This window comes from Glycomyces tarimensis, from assembly GCF_054776215.1.
On record NZ_BAAHCB010000015.1, the window covers coordinates 95,988 to 118,750 of the forward strand.

General features: G+C 69.1%; 22 protein-coding genes. 13 read left to right on the forward strand and 9 right to left on the reverse strand.

Annotated elements, in window-relative coordinates; translation table 11 throughout:
• The coding region (locus ACYVK3_RS12615; RefSeq protein WP_460497674.1) for an ArsR/SmtB family transcription factor at window positions 1–182 on the reverse strand (182 nt) is incomplete at its 3' end.
• Between the two features lie 124 nt (window positions 183–306).
• Here ACYVK3_RS12615 and ligD point away from each other — a divergent pair.
• From ligD to ACYVK3_RS12630, 3 genes are all read left to right on the forward strand, one after another.
• Window positions 307–1,215: a DNA polymerase domain-containing protein gene (gene ligD / locus ACYVK3_RS12620; protein ID WP_460497675.1), complete on the forward strand. Its 909-nt coding sequence runs from the start codon at window positions 307–309 to the stop codon at window positions 1,213–1,215.
• A 189-nt stretch (window positions 1,216–1,404) separates the two neighbouring features.
• Window positions 1,405–1,872, forward strand: a complete 468-nt coding sequence (locus ACYVK3_RS12625) for an SRPBCC family protein (RefSeq protein WP_460497676.1) — start codon at window positions 1,405–1,407, stop codon at window positions 1,870–1,872.
• Between the two features lie 284 nt (window positions 1,873–2,156).
• Complete coding sequence (locus ACYVK3_RS12630) at window positions 2,157–2,426, forward strand: GlsB/YeaQ/YmgE family stress response membrane protein (RefSeq protein ID WP_460497677.1); 270 nt, start codon at window positions 2,157–2,159, stop codon at window positions 2,424–2,426.
• Window positions 2,427–2,538: 112 nt separating this feature from the next.
• Here ACYVK3_RS12630 and ACYVK3_RS12635 read toward each other — a convergent pair whose 3' ends face one another.
• The gene (locus tag ACYVK3_RS12635; protein WP_460497678.1) at window positions 2,539–3,240 is read right to left on the reverse strand and encodes an HAD family hydrolase; all 702 of its coding nucleotides are present in this window, start codon (window positions 3,238–3,240) and stop codon (window positions 2,539–2,541) included.
• 379 nt (window positions 3,241–3,619) lie between these two features.
• Between ACYVK3_RS12635 and ACYVK3_RS12640 the strand changes: the two genes are divergently transcribed.
• The 3 genes from ACYVK3_RS12640 (at window position 3,620) to ACYVK3_RS12650 (ending at window position 6,021) form a co-directional block, all read left to right on the forward strand.
• Window positions 3,620–3,823 (forward strand): cold-shock protein, encoded by a 204-nt coding sequence (locus tag ACYVK3_RS12640; protein WP_460497679.1) that lies wholly within the window; start codon window positions 3,620–3,622, stop codon window positions 3,821–3,823.
• Between the two features lie 126 nt (window positions 3,824–3,949).
• Window positions 3,950–5,086: a glutathione S-transferase family protein gene (locus tag ACYVK3_RS12645; protein WP_460497680.1), complete on the forward strand. Its 1,137-nt coding sequence runs from the start codon at window positions 3,950–3,952 to the stop codon at window positions 5,084–5,086.
• Window positions 5,083–6,021, forward strand: a complete 939-nt coding sequence (locus ACYVK3_RS12650) for a diacylglycerol/lipid kinase family protein (protein ID WP_460497681.1) — start codon at window positions 5,083–5,085, stop codon at window positions 6,019–6,021. The genes ACYVK3_RS12645 and ACYVK3_RS12650 overlap by 4 nt, the downstream gene beginning before the upstream one ends.
• 6 nt (window positions 6,022–6,027) lie before the next feature.
• Here ACYVK3_RS12650 and ACYVK3_RS12655 read toward each other — a convergent pair whose 3' ends face one another.
• Complete coding sequence (locus ACYVK3_RS12655; RefSeq protein ID WP_460497682.1) at window positions 6,028–6,930, reverse strand: protein kinase family protein; 903 nt, start codon at window positions 6,928–6,930, stop codon at window positions 6,028–6,030.
• A 248-nt stretch (window positions 6,931–7,178) separates the two neighbouring features.
• Between ACYVK3_RS12655 and ACYVK3_RS12660 the strand changes: the two genes are divergently transcribed.
• The 5 genes from ACYVK3_RS12660 to ACYVK3_RS12680 all read left to right on the forward strand — a co-directional run bounded on the left by ACYVK3_RS12660 (window position 7,179) and on the right by ACYVK3_RS12680 (window position 10,818).
• Window positions 7,179–8,000, forward strand: a complete 822-nt coding sequence (locus tag ACYVK3_RS12660; RefSeq protein ID WP_460497683.1) for a helix-turn-helix domain-containing protein — start codon at window positions 7,179–7,181, stop codon at window positions 7,998–8,000.
• The gene (locus ACYVK3_RS12665; RefSeq protein WP_460497684.1) at window positions 7,997–8,182 is read left to right on the forward strand and encodes a DUF397 domain-containing protein; all 186 of its coding nucleotides are present in this window, start codon (window positions 7,997–7,999) and stop codon (window positions 8,180–8,182) included. Before ACYVK3_RS12660 ends, ACYVK3_RS12665 begins: the two co-directional genes overlap by 4 nt.
• A gap of 450 nt (window positions 8,183–8,632) precedes the next feature.
• The gene (locus ACYVK3_RS12670; RefSeq protein WP_460497685.1) at window positions 8,633–8,941 is read left to right on the forward strand and encodes a hypothetical protein; all 309 of its coding nucleotides are present in this window, start codon (window positions 8,633–8,635) and stop codon (window positions 8,939–8,941) included.
• On the forward strand, window positions 8,938–9,267 hold the full coding sequence (locus ACYVK3_RS12675; protein WP_460497686.1) for a hypothetical protein: 330 nt from the start codon (window positions 8,938–8,940) through the stop codon (window positions 9,265–9,267). The genes ACYVK3_RS12670 and ACYVK3_RS12675 overlap by 4 nt, the downstream gene beginning before the upstream one ends.
• A 237-nt stretch (window positions 9,268–9,504) precedes the next feature.
• Window positions 9,505–10,818: a DUF2786 domain-containing protein gene (locus ACYVK3_RS12680; protein ID WP_460497687.1), complete on the forward strand. Its 1,314-nt coding sequence runs from the start codon at window positions 9,505–9,507 to the stop codon at window positions 10,816–10,818.
• Window position 10,819: 1 nt separating this feature from the next.
• Here the strand turns inward: ACYVK3_RS12680 and ACYVK3_RS12685 are convergent, their stop codons facing one another.
• The 5 genes from ACYVK3_RS12685 to ACYVK3_RS12705 form a co-directional block, all read right to left on the reverse strand.
• Window positions 10,820–13,411: a beta-galactosidase gene (locus tag ACYVK3_RS12685; RefSeq protein WP_460497688.1), complete on the reverse strand. Its 2,592-nt coding sequence runs from the start codon at window positions 13,409–13,411 to the stop codon at window positions 10,820–10,822.
• 120 nt (window positions 13,412–13,531) lie between these two features.
• A complete protein-coding gene (locus ACYVK3_RS12690) occupies window positions 13,532–14,032 on the reverse strand; it encodes a GNAT family N-acetyltransferase (RefSeq protein ID WP_460497689.1) in 501 nt (166 codons plus the stop codon).
• 44 nt (window positions 14,033–14,076) lie between these two features.
• A complete protein-coding gene (locus tag ACYVK3_RS12695) occupies window positions 14,077–15,024 on the reverse strand; it encodes a carbohydrate ABC transporter permease (RefSeq protein ID WP_460497690.1) in 948 nt (315 codons plus the stop codon).
• On the reverse strand, window positions 15,021–16,007 hold the full coding sequence (locus ACYVK3_RS12700; protein ID WP_460497691.1) for an ABC transporter permease: 987 nt from the start codon (window positions 16,005–16,007) through the stop codon (window positions 15,021–15,023). The genes ACYVK3_RS12695 and ACYVK3_RS12700 overlap by 4 nt, the downstream gene beginning before the upstream one ends.
• An 89-nt stretch (window positions 16,008–16,096) precedes the next feature.
• The gene (locus tag ACYVK3_RS12705) at window positions 16,097–17,800 is read right to left on the reverse strand and encodes a type 2 periplasmic-binding domain-containing protein (RefSeq protein WP_460497692.1); all 1,704 of its coding nucleotides are present in this window, start codon (window positions 17,798–17,800) and stop codon (window positions 16,097–16,099) included.
• 243 nt (window positions 17,801–18,043) lie between these two features.
• On the opposite strand from ACYVK3_RS12705, the gene ACYVK3_RS12710 reads away from it, so the two are divergent.
• A complete protein-coding gene (locus tag ACYVK3_RS12710; RefSeq protein ID WP_460497693.1) occupies window positions 18,044–19,204 on the forward strand; it encodes an ROK family protein in 1,161 nt (386 codons plus the stop codon).
• 92 nt (window positions 19,205–19,296) lie between these two features.
• Entirely contained in the window at window positions 19,297–21,528 is a 2,232-nt protein-coding gene (locus ACYVK3_RS12715) for an alpha-galactosidase (protein WP_460497694.1), read from the forward strand.
• A gap of 124 nt (window positions 21,529–21,652) precedes the next feature.
• On the opposite strand, the gene ACYVK3_RS12720 is transcribed toward ACYVK3_RS12715, so the two are convergent.
• A complete protein-coding gene (locus ACYVK3_RS12720; RefSeq protein ID WP_460497695.1) occupies window positions 21,653–22,684 on the reverse strand; it encodes a hypothetical protein in 1,032 nt (343 codons plus the stop codon).
• Window positions 22,685–22,763: the final 79 nt, after the last annotated feature.

The following is a 22,763-nucleotide window of genomic DNA, read 5'->3' on the forward strand; positions in this document are numbered from 1 at the left end:
CCGCAGCCGCGCAGGCACGCCAGGTGGTTCGACAGGGACTGGCGCGAGACGCCGAGCGTCTCGGCCAGTTCGGCCGGGTAGCCCGGCGCCTCGCGCAGCGCCAGGAGCAGGCGCGAGCGGGTCGGGTCGGACAGGGCGTGGCCGAAGCGGGCCAGGACCTGTCCGTAGGTCAAGGTCTCCACCACACCCGAATAGTACACGCGAACGTGTATTCATCAAGTCGTGTACTGTGCTGTTCGGTTTGCCGTGCCAGCCCGCCGGGTATCTGCCGCGAGGCAGGGGGCGCCCAGAGGGAGACGAGCTGACATGGCCTCACAGACGATCCACGTGGCCGACCACGACATCGACGTGTCGCGGCTCGACAAGGAGCTCTACCCGGGCGACCACATCAGCAAGGGCGACGTGATCGACCACTACCGCTCGGTCGCCGACGCGATGGTCCCGCACCTCGCGGGCCGGCCGCTGACCATGCGCCGCTATCCGGACGGGATCGGCACCGACGGCTTCTTCCAGAAGGAGGCGTCGGACTACTTCCCCGACTGGATGAGGATCGTCGAGGTACCGCAGCGCACCGACGGCACGGTGGGCCACGTCGTCTGCGACGACGCCGCCACACTCGTGTACCTCGCCAACCAGGCCACGATCGAGTTCCACGTCTGGCTGTCCACCCTCGACGACCTCGAACGCCCCGACCGGCTGGTCATCGACATCGACCCGCCGTCCGACGTCCCGGTGGCCACCCTGCGCGCAGTCGCCCGCCGGACGCGCGAGCTCTACACCGAGCTCGGCCTCACCCCGTTCGTGCAGGCCACCGGCGGGCGCGGCTTCCACGTGGTCGCACCGCTGGACCGCTCCGCCGACTTCGACTTCGTCCGCGCCCTGGCCGCCGACATCGCCGACGACCTCGCGGACGGCGACCCCGAGCTGCTGACCACCGCCCAGCGCAAGAACCGTCGCGGCGACCGGATCTTCCTCGACGCCAACCGCAACGCCTACGGCCAGACCTTCATCGCGCCTTACTCGCTGCGCGCCCGTCCCGGCGCCGCGGTCGCGACCCCGCTCGACTGGGGCGAGCTGGGCCGATCCGCCCCCGACGGCCACAGCACCAAGACGATCGGCAGACGCCTCGCGCAGAAGACCGACCCGTGGTCCTCGATGGACGACCACGCCGCCGCCCCCGCCACTGCCCGGGAGCGCCTGGACCGGAGCCGCTGACCCGAACGACCGCTCCTCGCACGACCGCACTCCTCAAGTTTTTGATTGGGAAAAACCTATCAGTCGGCGACGGGTCTGATAGGCCCGGCGTCGGCACGCGGATGTGTGCGGCTCGGCCTCAGGGGTAACCGCCACCAGACGCGCAGCGCGCGAGCGATGCAGCGATTCGCAACCGAAGGAGGAAGTGCGTTGAGCACCATCACCGAAGCAGTCGATGTCGAGGTCCCGGTTTCTACGGCCTACAACCAGTGGACGCAGTTCGAGACGTTCCCCTCGTTCATGGAGGGCGTCGAGGAGATCCGACAGGTCGACGACACGCACACGCACTGGGTGACGAGCATTGGCGGGGTCACGCGCGAGTTCGACGCCCGCATCACCGAACAGCACCCGGACGAGCGGGTGGCATGGAAGTCCGTCAGCGGGCCGACGCACGCCGGCGTGATCACCTTTCACCGGCTCAACGACGACACGACCCGGGTCACGGCCCAGATGGACATCGACCCGGACGGCTTCGTGGAAGAGGCCGCCGACAAGCTCGGTGTCCTGGACCGCCGCGTCAAGGGCGACATGCGGCGCTTCAAGGAGTTCATCGAGCAGCACGGCCGGGAGACCGGCTCCTGGCGCGGCGATGTCCGCCCGCCCGGCATCCCGACCTGAGCGGCCACGGCAGACGGCGTCCCCAAGCGGCGCAGGTGTGAACGATGCCCGATTGGGTACATCAATCATCGAACGCCGTCAATGGGGAGGGCCAAGGCGCATTCGGGCGTTTTCGACCAGATCGTGGCGACCGGACCCAGCGCCCGCGGCACGCTCCATAGTGACGGTCAACGAGCCCGAGCGGCAGTGAGCCGGTATCCGACCGCCGTCCGCGTCCCTAGGGGCGCACCGACCGGAAGGGCACCGGCCACGGCCCCGGGCAAGGTAGAACGCAGGAGGTCTTCATGATCGGATTCATCGTCGCAGGACTGATCATCGGTGCGCTCGCGCGCCTCGTCACTCCCGGCAAGCAGCGACTCGGCATCATCGCCACGCTGATCCTGGGCCTGGTCGGCTCCGTGATCGGCGGGACCATAGCGAACCTGCTCGGCACGGGGGGCATCATGGAGCTCAACGTCCTCGGGTTCATCTGCGCGGTCATCGCCGCGGTGCTGCTCATCGGCGTCGCCGAGGGCATCGCCGGACGCAGCCGCAGCCGCCGTTCCGCTCACTAGCGCCTAGCGCGCCATCCCGCTCGCAGGCCGCCTAGTTCGGCCTGCCCGAATCGCCGCCGAGCGCGGCGAACCGTCGCAGGTTCGCCGCGCTCGACCGCTGCCGTCGTCGGCGTCACGAGGGCCGGCGGTCGAGCATCGCATCCGCGAGTTCGGCGAGGCCTTCGGCGCGGAGGTCGAAGGAGTCGCTCGCCAGAGGCGGGTCGCCCACCGGCCGTTGCACATAGGCCGTGCGCATCCCCATCGCCTGCGCGCCCCGCAGATCCCATGCGTGAGCGGCGACCATGAGCACGCGCTCCGGCGCGCCGCCCGCGATGTCGAGGGCCAAGCGGTAGACCTCGGGGGCGGGCTTGTAGCTTCGCGCGTCCTCCGCCGAAAGTACGAAGTGCCAGCGCATGCCGACCCGGGCATTGAGGCGCGTCAGCGTCGCCCGGCTCGCGTTGGACAGGCCCGCGAGCGCGAAACGACGCGCGAGTCGCTCGAGGGATTCGACGGTGTCGGGCCAGGGGTCGAGCCGCCGTTCGGCGGTGGCGAGCCGGTCGATGGCCCCGGCGTCGGTGACGCCGCATTCGGCGGCCACGAGCTCGGCCGCTTCGCGGTCCACGATGTCGCTGTCGGCGTAGGGCCCGTGCCCGTCGAGCATCGGCCGCTGCCGCTGGGCGACGTGGCGCTGCCACGCTTCGGCGAGCGCATCGACGCGTTCGGCGTCGAGATCTGGAGCCGTCTCGCGGATGCTCGCCCTGAGCCCGCCGGGCTCGTCGACGAGGGTCCCCAGAACGTCGAATACGACCAGGTCGATATCAGCGTGCGAGAGCATACGGCTCCGCCTTCCGTTCGTCCGTTGATCCGCCTGTGCCGGAAGCGCATTCCGGCCGCAGTTTACCGCCGCCCGCCGGGCGGCGGGTCTCGGCGAGCCCGCGCCCCTTTCGAGTGAGTTGGCCCATACGTTGCTGCAACGATCAGCGCTGTCCGCAGCACAAATGCCAATTCGCGAGAAAATTTTCCCGGGCCGGATGTTCACAGCGGTCAAAAGGGCTGTAGGGTCTGATTACCACTCCGATTCGAAAAGAACCGGCGAGGTGAAGCGCCAGCAATGGCGGCAATATCAGGCCACGTGGCGGCAGGCGTAACCGGGTTTCAACACCTGGAATACACGGCAGCCGGTCTGAGCATCAACATCGCAAGGATATGTAGTAATGGCGCAAGGCACCGTTAAATGGTTCAACTCGGAGAAGGGCTTCGGCTTCATCGCTCCGGAGGACAACGGCCCGGACATCTTCGTCCACTTCTCCGCGATCTCCGGCAACGGATACCGTTCGCTCGAGGAGAACCAGCGGGTAGAATTCGACGTCGAGCAGGGCAACAAGGGTCCGCAGGCCACTAACCTGCGCGCGCTCTAGTCCCAAGCTCTGAGAACACGAAGCCGCTGCCCTTCCTTCGAAGGACAGCGGCTTTCATCGTGCCCGGGGCCTGAAGCGTTGGCCGCTTGCCTCCGCTGCGACGCCGACAATGCGTAGGCTGAGTCCATGGCACAGCATCCAACGCAGCAGTCCGCCGGAACGGAGCATTCCACCAAGGGCGCCTACGTTTCCGGCGAAGAATTCACCAGGGACACCAATTACATCGAGGATCGCGTCGTGGCCGACGTCGAGGCCGCCCGTTCCGCACCGATCGAGGAAGCCTCCGAGATCGGCGACCCGAGGACGGCCGGCCTCACCGAAGGCGCGAAGGCCTGGCCCGTCGAGCCCGACCGGTACCGTCTCGTGGCCGCGCGGGCCTGCCCCTGGGCGCACCGCTCGATCATCATCCGTCGCCTCCTGGGCCTCGAGGACGTCATCTCGCTGGCCACCCCCGGGCCGGTGCACGACGTCCGCTCCTGGACGTTCGACCTTTCACCCGACGGCCGCGACCCCGTGCTCGGCACCGAGCGGCTCCAAGAGCACTACTTCAAGCGCTTCCCCGACTATCCCCGCGGCATCACCGTGCCCGCCCTGGTCGACATTCCCTCCGGCGCGGTGGTCACCAACAACTACCCGCAGCTGACCTTCGACCTGTCCACCCAATGGGCCCCGTACCACAGGGACGGGGCGCCGGACCTGATCCCGTCCGAGCTCATCGACGACATGCTCCCGGTGATCGAGCGCGTCTACACCGAGGTCAACAACGGGGTGTACCGTGCCGGCTTCGCCGGATCGCAGCGCGCCTACAACAAGGCCTACGAGCGGCTCTTCACCGCGCTCGACTGGCTGGAGGAGCGGCTGGCGGACCGGCGATACCTCATGGGAGACACCATCACCGAGGCCGACGTCCGCCTGTTCACCACCCTGCTGCGGTTCGACCCGGTCTACCACGGGCACTTCAAGTGCAACCGGAACAAACTCACCGAGATGCCGAACCTGTGGGGCTACGCGCGCGACCTGTTCCAGACGCCCGGCTTCGGCGACACCGCGGACTTCGACCAGATCAAGCGCCACTACTACGTGGTGCACGAGGACATCAACCCGACCCGGATCGTGCCGGTCGGTCCCGACCTGGAGCACTGGCTCTCCGACCACGGCCGCGAACGGCTGGGCGGGACGCCGTTCGGTCGCGGCACCGCCCCGGGCCCGGTGTCGGCCGAGGAGCAGCCGCCGGGAGCCAACCCGCTCTACCGGCGATCATGACGGCCGCCGACCGGATCGCCATCGTGTTGAACCCCGCGAAGACCTCGCGGGAAGAGCTCGAAGAGGCGCTGCCCGCCCGCGCCGCGGACGTGGAGCTCACCTGGCACGAGACGAGCGCCGAAGACCAGGGCTTCGGCGCTGCGGGCGAGGCACTGGCGACAGGAGCCGACGTGGTCGTCGCGGCGGGCGGCGACGGGACCGTGCGCGTCGTCGCCGAGCGGCTCGCGCAGGACCACGCCACGGCCGAGCTCGCGATCGTCCCGATCGGCACCGGCAACCTCTTCGCCAGGAACCTCGATGTGCCGCTCGGCGACTTCGCGGCGGCACTGGAGCGAGCGTTCGACGGTGAGTCGCGCGCGGTCGACCTCGGCTGGGTCGAAGCGGAGGTGAATGGTTCTCCCATGCGCCAGGCGTTCGCCGTCACGGCGGGCTTCGGCATCGACGCGCACATGGTCGTCGAAACCGACGAGGACCTCAAGAGCAAGGTCGGATGGCTCGCCTACGTCGAATCGCTCGGACGCGCCCTCGACGCCACTGAGGCCGTGGAGTTCGAGCTCACCGTCGACGGCGCGGTGCCCGAGCGGACCGCGGCCCATACGCTCATGATCGGCAACTGCGGGACGCTCCAGGGCGGCATCGCGCTCCTGCCCGGCGCGGACCCCTCCGACGGCGAGCTCGATCTCCTCCTATTGAGGGCCGAGAGCGTCGGCGAATGGCTCGACACGCTCCGCTCGTACGTGTGGGACAACGGCATCCGACGGCTCCTCGGCGGCGAGGACGGCGTGCGGGACGCCGAGACGACGACACATGCGAGGGCGCGCAGCGTGCGGGCCACGCTGGCGCAGCCGCGCATGCTGGAGATCGACGGCGAGGACCTGGGCGAGTCGGCGGGCTTCTCCATCGAAGTCCAAGCCGGCGCCGTGCGGGTGCGCTGAGGCGCCTCACCTTGTCGGCGAAGGCGATGCGAGGAGCCGTTCGAGCGCGGCCTCGGCCGCGGGCTTCCACGTCGGCTTGCCGCCGGTCCAACCCATTTCGCCGGCCCGACCGATCTCCAACAGCATCAGGCTCCGCAGCAGCGCCCATCCTCGCGCCCGGCGGACCGTGGCCTCATCGGCCATGGCGTACGCGTCGAAGAACCGCGGCGCCGCGCCCTCCGGAAGCAGCAGCCAGGCCGAGGCGAGGTCCCAGGCCGGATCGCCATTGGACAGGTCACCGAAGTCGACCACCCCCGCCAGGGTGCCGTCGGCGACGAGGACGTTCGCGGGGTGCAGGTCGCCGTGCAACCACAGCGCCGGTCCCTCCCACTCGGGAGCGGCGGCCGCGTCGTTCCAGACCTCCCGCATCCGGCCGACGGACTCGCCCAGGTCCATGCCCTCGAAGCGCCGCTCGGCCTCATCGGCGACCACGCTGATCGGCACACCGCGATTCGGCGAGGTCGGGGCGTCGTCGGGCGCCGCCTGGTGGAGCGCCGCCAAGAAGGCCGCCAAGGCGTCGGCCGCATCAGCGCCGCGGTCGATCGGGGTGGCGTCGGCCGGTGATCCAGTGACCCACGTGGTCACGATCCACGTCTCGGGGAACCGCTCCGAAGCCGCGCCGACGCGAAGGGGGACCGGTACCGGCAGCGGCAAGCGAGGAGCCAGCACCGGCAGCCACCGATGCTCCTTCTCCAGCAGTGACGGGGCGCGCGGCGTTCGCGGCAATCGCACCGCCAGGTCATCGCCCAGGCGCCACATCTGGTTGTCCCAGCCGCCGTCCACGAGCCGCAGGTCCCGATCCGCCAGATCCGGATGCTGATCGCTCAACAGCGATCGTACGAGCGCCTCATCGATCACCAAGTCACTCAACAGAAAGTCCCCTCAGCAGCGCCGCCGACAGATCCGTGGCCCGGCCAGCCTATCCAAGTGAGTCCGTGTCATTGGAAGGACTTGACGGTGAACGGGCCGTAGCGATCACCGATGCGCCGGCTCGCTTGAGACGGATAGTCGGATACACGACTCCCAAAGAGTTACGGGGTTCCTTACGAGACAGAACCGTGCCATCAACGCCGAGTCGAATGTTGTGCTTGCGTGTTCGCTCTGCGACCCTGTGTTACATGAGCGCGAAGGCTTTCCTCACCATCATCCAAATCGCACGGCTGCTGGTCCAGTACCGCAAGCGTGCCGGCTACACCCACAAGCGAGCCGCTGACGAGCTCAGCATGAGCGTTTCGAAGATCAGGGATCTCGAACATGCCCGTTCGCCACAGGTCAAGTGGGTCGACATGCTCGGCTTCGCGCGCATCTACAAGCTCAGCCCCGAGGAGCAAGAGAATCTGGTGCGGCTCGCGGAGTCCTCGGAGAGCCCGGACCTGTTCCACTCCTTCAAGATTCCCTCGGTGTTCTTCACGTTCCTCCAGATGGAGCTGACGGCCTCGAAGATCATGATCTGCGAGAACGAGCTGATCACCGGACTGTTTCAGACGCCTGCGTACAACGCAGCCATCCGAGATGACAACGCACCGGATCGCAAGGGTCCGGCTGGAGCCGCAGGATTCAGGCAAGACCGGCAGAAGGAGTTCATGGCGAGATCCTGGCTGCCGGAGATCGTCTATCTCACCTCCGAGGCTGCGCTTCACCGGCGAGTTGGCGGGCCTGAGGTAATGGCTGAGCAGCTTGAACACCTCAAGACCCTCGACCGGGAATACTCGCTGTTCAAGTTCCTGGTGGTGCCATACGATGCTGGCGCCTATGACTCGATCGGCAGCGCGTACGAGATCTTCGAGTTCGAGGGAGGGGAGTTCCCCAAGACGGTCTATCTAGAATCGTTTGAGGGGGCTCGTTACCTTGAGGTGCCCGAGACGGTCGCCTCGTTCCAGAACGCCTTCGACGAGTCCGTCAAGCAGGCCATACCGATTAAGGAATTCGAACTGTCATGAGGACAACGAAGTGGCGCAAGTCCAGCAGGTCCGGCAACGGCGACGCTGGCAGCAACTGCGTTGAAGCCCGTGCCACCGTGGCCGGGTTCGAGGTCCGCGACTCCAAGCTGTCCGACGACTCCCCAGTCTTCGGGCTCGCGCAGGGCGACTTCATCGCCCTCCTGGAGACCGCACAGCGCTGATCCCCAGCGCCGTACAACCTCCCGGCCCGACACCTTCAGGTGCTGACACCACTGGGCAAGGTGCCCCAAGGCCAGGCAACAAGCAGCAGCACACCAGAGCGCCAAGAAGCAGCACATCAACCAGCACCGAGCCGGGGCCTGTCCTACGGGTCCCGGCCGATCTATATCGACAACAAGGTATGTGCCAAGCGCTCATGTTCAGTGTCGGTCATTGACACCGCTCAGCTGCACCGCTCACCACACCTCTCTGCGACAACTCCTCTGTGCATAGTGTCCAGCCGTGCCGAATTAAATCCGAGGTCAGAGGCTTGGAAACGACTTTCCGATCCCGTAGGTTCAACTCGTCGGTGCACGGTGGGGTGCATCGGCAGGCGAGTGGAGGCGGCTCGGCGCTGCCGTTGGTGGGGCCTCCGCTCGCCATCTCGAACTCGGCATCGAACGGAGGCGGCCATGCCGCAACAACAGGCCCTGACCGAACCGCTCATCGAAGTCCTCGGCGAGATCGATATCGCCGGCAGTCGGGCGGCCGTCACCTGGCCGCGCATGGGCGACGCGGTCGGACTCGACTTCGCAGGCCAGTCCGTCCGCTTCGGCGTCGTGGTCGATCTCGACAGCGATCCGCGCCTGCGGGTTCAACCCGACCACGCTCACCTGCTCGATGTGGAGGAGCGGCTGATCATCCTCGAACAGGCCGCCGCCCTCTGGTACAGCTCCGGCCTCTACATCGGCCGCGTCGACCACGGGCGGGCAGCGGCATGAGCGAGCGCACCGGCACGGCCGTCGAAGCCGATGCGATGCCGCACCGGCTCGGCGAGTTCCACTTCGCGAAAACGCTGCGCTTCACCGTCTACGGCGATGACGAACGCGACCCGATCGCCGTGCGCGTCATGCTCGACGACGGCATCCAAAGCCCGTATCAGATCCTCGCCATCGAAGGCGTCGGCTGCTACTACCCCTCACCAGAAGTCGCTTGGCGCAAAGGCTGGATCGACCCCGGCGACCCCTGGGCCCGCGTCATCTACGGCAACACCATCGGCGTCGTCCGCCAGGCCCGGTGTGGTGGACGAGCGGGGCCGCGTCCCTGAGATCCGGTCAGACTGAGGCTGGATCCACCATGCGGAGCCAGTGGCGACAAAGCCGAGCGGGCTCATTCACCGACACCTTGAGTCGGTCGCCGAGCAGCAGCCGGAGGGCTCGACCCCGGCCGGATTCGGCCGCATCGTGGAGACCTTCGCGGTCAATGAGATCCTCACCGGAGCGCGGCCGTTGCCCGATGAAGCCTCGGCCGTTAGACCATTCAGGAACGGCGGGGGAGATGCGGTATGGGACGAGACGACCGGCGCAAGGCCAAGTCGCGGCAACGGCTCAGGCGCCGTCCGGGACAAGGGGATTCGGCCGCTCCCACCTGGGAGGAGCTCGTCGTCCAGGCCCGCTACGTCCTGGTTCAGATCATGGCGGACTCGTGCCCGTGCGGCAAGTGCGACGCCCCGAGCTGGGAGCGATCGGCGCGGCTGCTGGCCCGTACGACCGCGCATGCCCGCTGGCCCGAGGCGGTCGCCACCGCCATCGACGCGCTGGCCGAGGACGCCGTCGGGCAGGCTTGGGATCGCGGATGGATGCCCAAGGACGTGCTCAGCCTGATGGCCAAGGACGTCTCCAGCGCAGGTGTGCGTGCCGCGGCGACGCTCATGCGCGCCGAGCTGCGGCGCTACTCCGAGGCGCATCTGAGCGACCAGTGGAGCGCCCAGCGCCGGTCACTGTCCGAGCGCTCGACCTCGGCGTGCGCCAAGGAGGCGCTCGCGGGGCTCGAAGGCTCCGCGTGGATCGCGGCTTCGGCGGCGATCCTGGAGGCGATGTACGCCATCGCCGGTCTTCGGCCGATCGCTCCCGTGCAGCCGCGGCCCGGCAGCGGCGTGCGTGCCGTCCGGGGCGGCGGCGCGGACTCGTCCAAGGTGTACGACAAGATCCGGGCACTGCTGGCCAAGGCCGAGTCCACCGACGCCGACGCCGAGGCCGAGGCCTTCACCGCGAAGGCGCAGCAGCTCATCGCCCGGCACTCGATCAACGAAGCGCTCCTCGCCGAGTCCTCGGAGGCGGGCTTGGAGGCCGCGCCGGTGCGCGTCTATATCGCGAGGCCTTACGAGCAACCGAAGTCCGAACTGCTGCACGTCGTTGCCTCCGCCAACGGCTGTAGGGCCGTGTACTCGCGGGAGGCCGGATTCTGCACCGTGGTCGGCGGCGAGACGGACCTGCGCGCGGTGGAACTGCTCTACAATTCCCTGCTCGTCCAGGCCACCTCGGCGATGACCCGGGCCGGGTCCAAACGCGACGGTGTCGGCCGCTCGCGCACGCGGTCGTTCCGACAGTCGTTCCTGGCCTCGTTCGCGGTTCGGATCGGCGAGCGGCTCGCCGAATCCGCCGACCAGACCGCGCGCGACGTCGCCGACGAGACCGGGACCGATCTGATCCCGGTGCTGCGGCTGCGGCGTGAAGCCGTGGACGCCAAGACCGAAGCGATGTTCCCGAACCTGACGTCGGCAGCCGCCACGCGGATCAGCGACTACGAAGGCCACATCGCCGGTCGCATCGCCGCCGATCGGGCACGGCTCCAAGGCGCCGACGAGGTGGAGGCCTGAATCATTCCGGCGTGGCGGAGGCGGTCACGCTCTCCAAGCGTGGACGGTCGCCCCCGGCGGTCCCCCGGAGCAGCAATCGGATCGAACCCGAATTCCACGCGCCCGGCAGCCACAGCCGTCCCGGATCGCCGCCGGTGAACCGCGGACGCGCCGAATCCGCCAGCCAGACACGGCCGAGCAACTCGCTGCCGGCGAACGCGCTGACACGCACCTGCACGCCCTCGAACCGCAGGGAGCGCCCGCCTTCCGGCACGGCGAGGTCGAGCCAGGTCTCCGCGCCGGGAGCGAGTTCGAGCGGCAGGTCGACGTCATGACCGGCGCACTCCCGCCCGGCCAGATCGAGAAGGACGCCGTCGGCTTGGGGTTCGACCCGCCACTCCCGCACGGGCGCGAGACGCAGCAGCTCGGCACCGCCCAGCGCCCCTGCCCGGTGCGCCAGCGTGACCGCCACTTCGCGCCCCTCCCCGGGCGCCAGATGGACCCAGGGGTCCTCCGGACCCACCGTCCGCACCGAGCCGTCGATCGCGACCTCGCACGAAACCTCGAGCCCGGCCAAGTGCAGCGCGTGATGGCTGCGTCCGTCCACCGGCAGTTCGCGCCGGTACGTCACGGGACGACCGACCCGGGTGCTGCTCCAGCCGCCGAGGTCGCGCACCGGCGCCGGATCTCCCGCCCACTGCGCACCGCCGTCGACCGTCCACAGCGCACCGGCGTCCTCACGTGCGGTCACCGACCAGACGTGTCCGAGACCGCGCAGCGACCCGAGCGCGAGGGCGGGAAGGCGCGCGTCGTCGAAGTTCGAATGCCCCCACGTCTCGACCGTGGCCTCGAGCCCGCCCGCCGCGCCGACCGGCACGCACACGGACGCGCCGTAGGGCGTGAGGCTCGGCAGCGCGCGCCCGTCGAGCGCGAGGTCGACGATGTCGCCCGCCCCTTCCAGCAGGAGCTCCTCGACCCCGGCGAGCGAAGTGGCGTAGTGCGTGCGCCCGCGATGGACACCGACCTCCTCGGACGCCGGTGGGAGATCGTGCGCCGACATGCGGCCCGAACGGGTCTCGAGGTCGAGGCGGACCGCACCGGTGAGCGCCACCGGCTCTCCCGCGGACGCGGTGATCGCGGGGGCGGCTTCGCCGCCCGGCGCGGGCACGTCCTCGGGGTGGCGGACGACGAGGTCCCACCGGTCACCGCCGGAGCGTACCGTCGAGCGCACGGGCTCGCCCAGTGCGGGCGCGTCGAGCTCGACGAGCCGCACGCCTTCCGCGCCTTCGAGCGCGACCACGCTCGGTGTACGCGCCGCCAGCTCGAGGCCGTCCGGGCCCGCGCCCACGAGGTCGGCCGAACCGAGCCGCAGCGTGCCCGGCAGGCCGAACCGCTCAAGCGGCAGGTCGCGGACGAGCAGCACGCACGAGAACGGCGGCAACTGCACGGTGACCTCCGGCAAGCCGTCCGCGGCGGCGATCGTGGCCGTGCCCCGCTCCCGAGCGAGGTTCGGGACGCCGGTGACCGTGCCGCCGCCGTCGAGCACCAGCTTCGAGGCGGACGCACTGGTCGGGACGGTCACGTGCGCGAGCTCGTCCGCGGCCTCGGCCGTGGCACGCGCGAGGCCGGGACCGAGCGTGCGGACGAACGCCGCCAGGACGCGGGCCTCCGCCGCCTCGGGCCGCGATTCGCCGACGGGGGAGAGGTAGCCGCCGAAGTCGTAGTCGTGGGTCATGAAACCGCCCGGGTCGCCCCAATTGCCGACCGACGGCGTGTACCCCAGGTCGAAGCCCGACGCCTGGAGGTAGGGCGCGATCACCGTCGCGCCGCTCACCAGCAGGCGGCGCAGCGTCGTGTGCCTCCGGTTCGTCTCGGTCACCAGCAGCGGCAGGCCGCGTGCGGCGACCAGTTCCGCGTACCGCCGCACCTCGGGCTCGACGAACGGCGAGCGGTCGTCGGGGTAGAAGTTGAACGCGGGCGCCACGCCGTCGACGCCGCCGGTCGCACCGATCAGGTCCCCCTGTCCGGCGCATGCGACCAGCGGGACGTCGATGCCGTGCTCGATCGCCATGTCGCGCAGCGCCGAGAGGTAGGCGCGGCGGTCGTCGGTGTCGAAGAAGTCGAGCTCGTTCTCGAGCTGCACCGCGATGACGCCGCCGCCGCGGCCGTGCTGGCGTGCCGCGAGGACCGGCATGGCCCGGTCGAACCAGCGTCGCACGTGGGCGAGGAAGTGCGGCTCCGCCTGGCGCAGCCGGAGCCCTTCGTCCAGTCCGAGCCACGCCGGCAGGGCGCCGCCGTCCCATTCCGAGCAGATGTACGGTCCGGGCCGCGCGATCACCGCCAGACCGGCCTCGTGCGCGAGGTCGAGGAACGCCCCGACGTCACGCCGGCCTTCGAAGTCCCACACCCGGGGTGCGGTCTCGTGGAAGTTCCACGGCAGGTAGACGTCGATCGCCCGATATCCGGTGGCGCGGACCTGTGCGAGCCTCGCCTCCCAGACTTCGCGCGGCAGCCGGAAGTAGAACAGCGACGCGCACAGCAGCGCCTCTTCGCGGCCGTCGACGACGAGCCCGGAGGGGCCGAGTTCGACGGTCGCGGTGGACAGATCAGTCACGTGACACCCGCGCTTCCACCCTGGAGGTCCAAAGAGAGACGGCGATAAATCTAACCCATAGACGAATGGTTGGATAGACATGGTGTGAAACATTTTCAGGTTCGCTCGGGCTTCCGCCGGTCAGGCGCCGAGGTCGCGCAGCGCGGTGCCGGTGAGCCGGTAGCCGACCCATTCGTCCATGGGGAACGCTCCGAGCGATTCGTAGAACGCGAGAGAGGGCTCGTTCCATGTGAGCACCGACCAGTCGAGTCGCTGGTAGCCGTTTGCCACGCAGGTGCGGGCGAGTTCGCGCAGGAGCGCGGCGCCGTAGCCGTGTCCGCGGGCGGCGGGGTCGACGTAGAGGTCTTCGAGGTAGATGCCGTGCTTGCCGGTCCAAGTGGAGAAGTTGAGGAACCAGACGGCGATGCCGGCGATGCGTCCGCCGGCCTCGACGACGTGCGCGAACACCGCGGGGCTCGGCCCGAACAGGGCGGCATCGAGATCGTCGACGGTCGTCTCGACCGCGTCCGGTTCGCGCTCGTATGCGGCGAGGTCCTTGATCCGTTGGAGGATCTCGGGCAGGTCGCGGGGCTCGGCGCGGCGCAGGAGGGCGCCGTCGGCAAGGACGGTGTGCTCGCTCATGGCACCAGAGTCTAAGGCGGGCGAACGCATCGCCCGCCTGAGCGCTAGCCCTTGATGGCGCCGGTGATGACCGCCTTCGTGAAGTGCTTCTGGATGAACGGGTACATGATCACGATCGGGATGATCGTGCACACGACCGCGGCCATCTTCAGTGAGGCGGCCGGAGCGTTGTCCATGCCCGAGGAGATCGCCGCCGCGGCGGCGGCGTCCTGCCCGGACGGGCCGGTGGACGACAGCAGCCACTGCTGGATCAGCACCTGGATGGGCTTGGTCTCCAGCCCCGGCGTGTAGAGCACGGCGAGGAAGTAGGTGTTCCAGTAACCGACGGCGTAGAACAGCCCGATGACCGCCAGGATCGCCTTCGACATCGGCAGCACCACTTTGAACATGGTGCGGAACTCCCCGGCGCCGTCGATGCTGGCGGCGTCGATCAGCTCGGCGGGAATGGCCGTCATGAAGAAGGTGCGCAGGACGATGAGGTTCCAGGCGCTGAAGCACACCGGCAGGATCAGCGACCACATGTCGTTGAGCAGCCCGAGGTCCTGGACCACCAGGTACGCCGGGTACATGCCCGGGGCGAACAGGAGGGTGATGAGGATGGCCGTGAGGAACTTGCGGTGCCACACCGACCCCGGCCGGGAGAGCCCGTAGGCCGCGCCGACGGTGATGACCAGGCTCAGTGCGGTGCCGATGACGGTCAGCATCAAGGTGAACAGCAGCGACTTGGTCACCGCACCGCCGGAGAGGATCTCGCGATAGGACTGGAAGCTCACCTCGGTGGGGAAGAAGACCATGTCGCCCCCGGCCCGGGTGAGCGCCTCGTCGGTCGCGACACTCGTCGCCAGCACCGCCCACAGGGGAACGAGGATTGCGGCGGCATAGCAGGTCAGGAACAGCGCCTTGACCGACTTGCCGATGAACGACGGTTCCTCGTCCCAGATGGGGCGCTTGCTGCGGCGGCGACGCGAGCGGTCGGCGGTGATGGCGGTCATGACTTCTGGTAGATCCCTTGCTCTCCGAAGCGGTGTGCGACGTTGTTGGCGGCGAGGATGAGCACCAACCCGATGACGCCCTTGAACAGCCCTGCCGCGGTGCCGAGCGATTCGCCGCTCGACGCGAGAATGGTCCGGTAGTAGACGAACGTGTCCAGCACTTCGGAGGCGCCCCAGCCGACCGCCGACCGCTGCAGTTGGTACTGCTCGAAGCCGACGGTCAGGATGCCGCCGAGCTGGAGGATGAACAGGAGCACGATCACCGGGCGGATGCCGGGCAGCGTGATGTGCCACAGGCGCCTCCAGCGGTTCGCGCCGTCGACGGCCGCCGCCTCGTACAACGCCGGGTTGATCGACGCCAGGGCCGCGAGGAAGATGATCATGCCCCAGCCGGCGTCCTTCCACGTCCACTGCATCCAGACCAGGACCAGGAAGGTGTCGGGGTCGCGCATGATGTCGAGCCGGTCGCCGCCCATGCCCAGCAGCCAGCGGCTGAACAGGCCGTCCTGCCCGAGCACCTGGGAGAAGACCGAGACGACCAGCACCCAGGAGAAGAAGTAGGGCAAGTAGACGATCGACTGGAAGACGCTGCGGAGCCTGGTCGAGACGACGCTGTGCATGAGCAGCGCGAGCACGATCGAGAACGGGAAGACGAGCAGCAGCTGCGCGAACGCGAACTGCAGCGTGTTGAGCAGCGCGTCGACGAAGTAAGGGTCCCCGAAGAGGATCTGGAAGTGCGTGAACCCGATGATCGGATTGGCCCACAGCGGCCGGTACGGGCTGTAGTCCATGAACGCGATGACGTTGTAGGCCGAAGGGGTGTAGAAGAAGACCGCGAGCTGCACCATCGCGGGCAGCGTGAGCACGACCAGGGGCCAATCGCGTCGCAGCCGATGCCGCAGCGGTTTGCGCCCGGCCTTCGCGGTCCTGCTCTTCGGTGGTGTCTCGGCGGTGCGGTCCGCCGATGTCGCTGTCGCTGCCATGCTGCTCTCGTGGTGCTCGGTGGGAATCTGCGGTGGAACCGTCCTCAAGGGTGTGAGGAGGGGCGGGACCGCTGCCCCGCCCCTGGGCGCTACTCGCCGTGGAGGCTCTTGTAGGCCTCCTCGAAGAACGTGCGGGACTCCTCGCCGCCGTTCTGCTTCCAGGTCTCGATCGCCGCGTCGAGCTCGCTGAGCTCGGCGCGGCCGTAGATGATGTCGTTGACCTTCTCGTCGAAGACCATGCCGGCGTTGGTCCCGGCCTCGGGCGCGGTCAGCCGCAGCCCTTGGAAGGGGTTCTCGTCCAGATACGGCTGGATCGACTCGTTGAACGCGAAGCGCGCCTTGACGATGTCTTCGGGGCCCTCGATGAACAACTGGGTGGCGCCGCCCATCGCGGTGTAGGCCAGCGAGTCCTGCTTCGAGGCGATGCCCGCCTCGGTGAACGCGGGCTTGCCGTCGTCGCCGTATTCGAAGTGCTCGCCCTCGATGCCGAAGTGGATCATCTCGTACTCTTTGGTGCCGTAGGGGGCGCCGACGAAGTTGGAGACGTCGAGCAGTTCGGCGATCGCGTCCTCCTCCAGGTCCTTGCGGAAGAACAGCCAGCCGCCGACACCCCAGGCGGCGTGGTACATCGGCTCGCGGTCCTTGTAGGTGAGCGCGCCGAGCACGCCCAGTTCGAAACCGGGGATCTCGCCGCTCGCGTTCATCTCCAAGGTGAGGTCGTTCCAGCGGTTCCAGCCGTCCTGGTCGAACAGGACCTCCCCGGCCTTCTGCGACTGCTTGGGCTCGAAGCCGGGGGTACCGACGCTCGGGTGGCGCAGCTTCTCGTCGGTCAGGGTCCGTTGGAACTCGACCCATTCCCTGAACTCGGAGCGCTCGTTGTTGTGCACGAGCCCGGAGCCGTCCCAGACCCAGCCGTGGCCGCTGGCGAGCCGGAACCACGCCCTGGACATGTAGTCGGTGCCGGCGAGGGCCCACTTGCCGGCCCGGTCGTCCGACCATGCGCGTGCGACCTCCAGCAGCTCCTCGACGGTGGTCGGCACCTCGAGCCCGGCGTCGGCCAGCAGGTCGGCCCGGTAGTAGAAGGCGTTGCCGGGCCCGCCGTTGAGGGTCCACGGCACGCCGTAGACCCCTGCGGTGTCCTTGGCGTTCTCCGGATCGGTCGACCAGATCGCGTCGGCCCAGGCGGTGTCGCCGCGCCCGGCCAGCAGCGGCCAGCGCTCGGAGATGTCGCCGGAGACGATGTCGGTGATGTCGGCGAAGCTGTTGACGACCGTCTCGTTGAAGTTGGCGTGCGAGCCGGTCATCCAGCTGAACAGGAAGATCGCGTCACCGAACTCCTGGGCCTGGATCCACTGGACCGACGCTTCGGCGAAGGCCTCGCCGTCGCTCTGGACGAACTCGATCTTCGTTCCGCCCGTGGCCTCCTGCATCGCGAGGTAGTACGGGTCGTCCTTGGCGGGCGTGGGCCCCCAGTTGGGGACGTAGATCTGGTACTCGCCGGAGTTGTCCGGCGGGTTCGGGATCGCCTGCGCGACGGGGTTGGGGTAGCTGAGAAAGGCGCTGGGGTGGTTCGGCGGCTCGCCCACCAGTTCCGGCTGGACCGGCAGGGGCCATTCCTTGTACTCGGGCAGGATGTCGAGGCTCTGGTCGAGCTGCTGTACATTGCCGTCGCCGCCGCTGACCTCGCCGCAGGCGGACATGAGGGGGAGGCCGGCGGCGCCGGCCGTGCCGATGCCGGCCGCCTTGAAGAGGGAGCGGCGCCTGAACGGCAAGCTGCCAGGGGGAGTAGCCATGTTGCTGTCCTCATCGTTGAGTAGGGATACGGAGGGGCGCGGGTCTTCGGCACCGGGATCGACGCCTTTGGATGCGCAACCTGGTGCGAAGTACGGTACGCAGCGCGCGCTACTTTGTCAACAAGTGAAATTAAGTCGGCTCCAGTGCCGAGTCGCAATCGGATATAACTCGGACCTATAGGACTACAAGGCGCGCTGAGCGTTGCGGATATTGTTGGCGCTAAACAAAGCAAGGAGCATGGAATGGCGACTCTCCCGGCACCACAGGTCGCGGGTCCCGAACCTTGGCCGACGCTCAGCGCGGGCGAGCGCAGCGCGCTGCGCGAGTTGCTGGTCCACGGCCCGAAATCGCGAGCCGAGATCGCGCGGCAGCTCGGCATGTCGCGGGCGAGCCTCACGCGCGTCACGCGCGCGCTCGTCGAGCACGGCTTCGTCACCGAGGGCGCCATGGAACTCCGCGGCGCCACCGGCAGGCCCAGCGAGCTGCTCCACATCAGGCCGCAGGCGCGCAGTTTCCTCGGCGTCAAACTCACCAGCGACACGCTCTTCGCCGTCGTCACCGACCTGAGCGCGCGGGTGCTCGCCTCCCACGACGAGCCGCTGGACTCGCGAACGGTCGACGACACCGTCGCGCAGATCGGCCGCGTTCACGAGCGCTTCGCGGCCGCCCACCCGGACATCGCGGCGGCGGGGATCTGCCTCGCCGGCGATCTGATCGCCGCGGCCGGGCGCCAGATCGTCGTGGACTCGCCGTTCCTCGGCTGGCGCGAGGTCGCGCTCGCCGAGCTGGTCGGTGCGCGACTCGGCATCCCCGTGGCCACCGAGAACGACGTGCGCTCCCTGACCGCGGCCGAGCACTGGTTCGGGGTGGGCGCCGGCTTCGACTCGATGGCGCTGCTCACCGTCGGCGCCGGCATCGGCTTCGGACTGGTCGTGGACGGCAAGGTCGTCACCGGCGCCCACGGGAAGGCCGGCCGCCTCGACCACCTGATCGTCGACCCGAGCGGTCCGCGCTGCCAATACGGACACCGCGGCTGCGCCAGCACCTACCTGCCGAACGGATCCATCGTCGCCGCCCTGCGGACGCCCGGCTTCGACTACGAGACGGTCGTCGGGCTCGCCCGGAGCGGCGACCACGCGGCCGTGCAGGCCTTTCGCGACGCCGGGCACGCGCTCGGGGTCCTGGTGGCGACGATCGCGAACACCATGGACCCGGAGAAGATCGTGATCACCGGCGACGGCATCGCGGTAACCGAACTCGCCCGCACCGAGATCGAGGCCGCGATCGAGACGAACCGCCATCCCACGGGAGCGCCGATCGCTCTCGACATCCAGCCCTTCGAGTTCGTGGAGTGGGCGCGCGCCGGAGCCGTCCTCGCGATTCGCGCCTGCCTCCAGCTCTGAGATCCCAAGCCCTCGTTAGTTTCTGTTGTTGACAAAGTGGGAGCGTCTCCCCATACTTGGACGACGTCCGCACCACCCCCCGAGAGGACCGCATGAACGAGTCGTCGCCCGCCGCCCCCCTCCCGCACGCCCGAGGACGCGACCTCCCCGCACGGACACCGGGTGACGCCGGTTCGGGTCGGTCGTCCATCGACACGGGAATCCATGTCCTGCGGGGCGCGGGCGTCGCGGTGATCGTGGACCTTCCCGCCGAGGGCCTGCCGGAGGTCCTGCACTGGGGCCGCGATCTCGGCGAGCTCGACGCCGACGATCTCGCCTCCTTGCGCCTGGCCCGCGCGCGCCCCGTATCGCCCAGCGCGCTCGACGAGCCGTGGCCGCTCACCCTGCTGCCGGGCGAGCACGACGGCTGGGAGGGACGGCCCGGCTTCGCGGCCCACCGAGCCGGCCGAGTCGAGCACCCACGATGGACGCTCGCCGATACCCGCGCCGAGGCCGGGACGCTGCGACTCCGCGCGGAGTCGGACGGCCTCCGGCTCGACAGCGAACTGTCCCTCGACGACGCGGGCGTCCTCCGCGTCGTCCACGAACTGACGAACACCGCTGACATCCCGCTCGCGCTCGCCTCCCTCGAAGCCACGCTCCCGGTCGACGACCGGGCCGCGGAGGTTTTCGACTTCACCGGCCGCTGGACCCGCGAACGCGCCCCCCAGCGACGGGCCCTCGCACAAGGCAGTCACCTGCGTGAGACGCGGCGCGGGCGGACCGGCCACGACGCGCCGTTCGTCCTGGCCCTCGGCACCGCCGGGTTCTCCTCGTCCGCGGGCGAGCTGTGGGCGGTGCATCTGGCCTGGAGCGGCGACGCCGGCTATCGCCATGACGCCCTGCCCGAGGCCCGCCCGCTCCTGGGAGCCGGCCCGCTGCTGCGCGCCGGCGAGACCGAACTGGCGCCCGGCGAGTCGTTCCGAAGCCCGGTCGCCGTCTTCGTCTGGAGCGACCGAGGCACCGACGGCATCGGCACCCGACTGCACCGCTCGCTGCGAGCGCGGCCGTCGCACCCGAGCGGGCCCCGCCCGGTCGTGCTGAACACCTGGGAGGCGGTGTACTTCCGCCACGACATCGGCCGCCTTGAGGAGCTCGCGCGGACCGCCGCCGACATCGGCGTCGAGCGGTTCGTCCTCGACGACGGCTGGTTCCGGGGCCGTCGCGACGACCGGGCCGGCCTCGGCGACTGGACGGTCGACCCCGAGGTCTGGCCCGAAGGGCTGCACCCGATCGTGCGCACCGTCCGCTCCCTCGGCATGCAGTTCGGCCTGTGGTTCGAACCCGAGATGGTCAACCCGGACTCCGAACTCGCGCGCAGCCGTCCCGAATGGATGCTGCAGCCCCTCGACGCCGGGATTCGCGCGTGGCGCGGCCAGTTCGTGCTCGACGTCTCGCGTCCCGAGGCCTTCGACTACCTGCTCGAATCGATCTCGGCCCTCGTCGGCGAATACCGACTGGACTACATCAAGTGGGACCAGAACCGCGACCTGATCGAGGCCGTGCGCGACGGCCGCGCGAACGTCCACCGGCACACCGAGGCCGTGTACCGCCTGCTGGACCGGCTGCGAGCGCGCCACCCGTCGCTCGAGATCGAGTCCTGCGCCTCGGGCGGCGCGCGCGTCGACCTCGGCATCCTCGAACGCACCGACCGAGTGTGGGCCTCGGACACCAACGATCCCATTGAGCGCCTGGCGATTCAGCGCTGGACCGAGCTCGTGCTCCCGCTGGAGCTCATCGGTTCGCACATCGGCCCGGCGATCGCCCACACCACCCGCCGCGCCACGAGCCTCGACTTCCGGATCGCGGTCGCGCTGTTCGGCTCCGCCGGCATCGAATGGGACATCACCGCGTGCGCGCCGGACGAGTTGCGCCGGCTGCGCGAGGGGATCGCCTGCTACCGCCGTCTCAGGGGCCTGCTGCACACCGGCGAACTCGTCCACCCCGACACCGGCGACGACGGCACGATCGCGACCGCCGTGATCGCCGAGGACCGCGGCCGTGCGGTCGTCCGCGTCGCCCGCCACGCCAGCGGCGACCGCGCGCTCGCGCCGGCGCTGCGCGTGCCGGGCCTCGACCCGCACGGCACGTACCGGGTCGCGCCCGTCCGGGAGCTGCCGGTGCCGCGCGGGCTGGACGTGACCGCCCCGCCCTGGCTGGAGCGCGGGCAGGTGCGCCTGCCCGGCTCCGTCCTCGCCGAGGTCGGTCTGCAACTGCCGCTGCTCGCCCCCGGCGAGGCGCTCGTCATCGAACTGGTCCGAGAGCCGCTCGGTCGTATCGGGTAGCGACGGCGCGGAAGCCGAGGCGCCCGATGGCGCCTCGACGGTGTCAAAGGTCAAGAGTCAAGCTAGCGGTATCCGGTGACGTCGGCTGGTCGGCCCGCGTCCTGGACTTCGCGGCGCTGACGGGTCAGTCTCGCCGGTGAAGCCGAAGGAGCATTTGCTCGCTCAGCACCTGGTTGGCGGGGTCCTGGTAGCGCAAGCCTGGGGGGAGTTGCAGGTGCCCGGCTGCAACGAGCGCTTCCATGATCTCCCAGATGAGTTCGTGAGCCAGGATGAGCACGTTTTCGTGCCGGCCGGCGTCCGGAATCGCGTCGAGCAGCGCCTGGGCCTGCCGGTCGGATCGAAGCATCTGTGCGATGGTGTCGGCGATGCTCATGCTGTGGCGGTGGAGGGCATCGCTCTCGTCGGCGGCTAGGACTGGGATATCGTTCTGGGCGGTCGGATCATTCACGAGCGCACTTCCCGCTTCGGATCGGGCCAGGTCCCACAAGGCGCTGGAGGTGGCGTCGGTCCAGACCATCACCAGTGTCGCCTCGGTCCCGGAGTGTTCATTCACGCCGGCAGAGCCCGTGATCGGCGGGTATATCGCCCAGAAGGCGCCGTTCCAATAAGGGCGTTCGATGCTGAGTTCGGTGGTCGGTGCCAGGCCGTGGACGCGCAGCCGGTCCCAGAGCAATCCGTCGACGGCGTGCCCGAAGACCACGGTGTAGTCGTGTCCGGCATGCCCGCGTCGACGCAGTTCCGCGGAGATCGCGGCGACCGCGCTGCTGATCTGCGGCACCAGGGCGGCAGCGAGCTGATGTATGCGCGGCCGCAGCGGATCGAGGACCTCGGGCCCAACCACGGGGAACGCGGTGGCGAGCCGGTCGCCGTCGACGGTGACCAGGTCATACGCCTGCAAAAGTGCGAGCTGGCTTTGGGAGGCGGTGACGCCGCGTGCTTCGAGCTGGCCGAACGTGATGCCTTCCCGGGCGTGGTAGAGCAGAGCGCCGTTGTCGTCCATGGCCACCACCGAGTGCGGTGTGCTCCGGGCCCCGAGCGCGAAGGCATGCAGCCCCCATCGAGCTAGGTCGGCGGGAACGTCTTGGCTGCCAATGGAATACATCTTCATCCGATCACAAGGTGCGGCGCTGAGCCGGAACACGGTGGTGCCCGACATCGTACGGTCTTCCATCATGGTCCACCAGCACGCTGCCGGGGCCCGCAGAAAAAGGGGCACCACCGGCTCCACGATGCAC

Excerpts from the sequence above, each read along its gene's own strand:
- ligD (WP_460497675.1), top strand. The coding sequence starts at position 307 with ATGGCCTCACAGACGATCCACGTGGCCGACCACGACATCGACGTGTCG.
- ACYVK3_RS12630 (WP_460497677.1), top strand. The coding sequence starts at position 2,157 with ATGATCGGATTCATCGTCGCAGGACTGATCATCGGTGCGCTCGCGCGC.
- ACYVK3_RS12635 (WP_460497678.1), bottom strand. The coding sequence starts at position 3,240 with ATGCTCTCGCACGCTGATATCGACCTGGTCGTATTCGACGTTCTGGGG.
- ACYVK3_RS12640 (WP_460497679.1), top strand. The coding sequence starts at position 3,620 with ATGGCGCAAGGCACCGTTAAATGGTTCAACTCGGAGAAGGGCTTCGGC.
- ACYVK3_RS12645 (WP_460497680.1), top strand. The coding sequence starts at position 3,950 with ATGGCACAGCATCCAACGCAGCAGTCCGCCGGAACGGAGCATTCCACC.
- ACYVK3_RS12650 (WP_460497681.1), top strand. The coding sequence starts at position 5,083 with ATGACGGCCGCCGACCGGATCGCCATCGTGTTGAACCCCGCGAAGACC.
- ACYVK3_RS12660 (WP_460497683.1), top strand. The coding sequence starts at position 7,179 with ATGAGCGCGAAGGCTTTCCTCACCATCATCCAAATCGCACGGCTGCTG.
- ACYVK3_RS12665 (WP_460497684.1), top strand. The coding sequence starts at position 7,997 with ATGAGGACAACGAAGTGGCGCAAGTCCAGCAGGTCCGGCAACGGCGAC.
- ACYVK3_RS12670 (WP_460497685.1), top strand. The coding sequence starts at position 8,633 with ATGCCGCAACAACAGGCCCTGACCGAACCGCTCATCGAAGTCCTCGGC.
- ACYVK3_RS12675 (WP_460497686.1), top strand. The coding sequence starts at position 8,938 with ATGAGCGAGCGCACCGGCACGGCCGTCGAAGCCGATGCGATGCCGCAC.
- ACYVK3_RS12680 (WP_460497687.1), top strand. The coding sequence starts at position 9,505 with ATGGGACGAGACGACCGGCGCAAGGCCAAGTCGCGGCAACGGCTCAGG.
- ACYVK3_RS12690 (WP_460497689.1), bottom strand. The coding sequence starts at position 14,032 with ATGAGCGAGCACACCGTCCTTGCCGACGGCGCCCTCCTGCGCCGCGCC.
- ACYVK3_RS12695 (WP_460497690.1), bottom strand. The coding sequence starts at position 15,024 with ATGACCGCCATCACCGCCGACCGCTCGCGTCGCCGCCGCAGCAAGCGC.
- ACYVK3_RS12700 (WP_460497691.1), bottom strand. The coding sequence starts at position 16,007 with ATGGCAGCGACAGCGACATCGGCGGACCGCACCGCCGAGACACCACCG.
- ACYVK3_RS12705 (WP_460497692.1), bottom strand. The coding sequence starts at position 17,800 with ATGGCTACTCCCCCTGGCAGCTTGCCGTTCAGGCGCCGCTCCCTCTTC.
- ACYVK3_RS12710 (WP_460497693.1), top strand. The coding sequence starts at position 18,044 with ATGGCGACTCTCCCGGCACCACAGGTCGCGGGTCCCGAACCTTGGCCG.
- ACYVK3_RS12715 (WP_460497694.1), top strand. The coding sequence starts at position 19,297 with ATGAACGAGTCGTCGCCCGCCGCCCCCCTCCCGCACGCCCGAGGACGC.
- ACYVK3_RS12720 (WP_460497695.1), bottom strand. The coding sequence starts at position 22,684 with ATGTCGGGCACCACCGTGTTCCGGCTCAGCGCCGCACCTTGTGATCGG.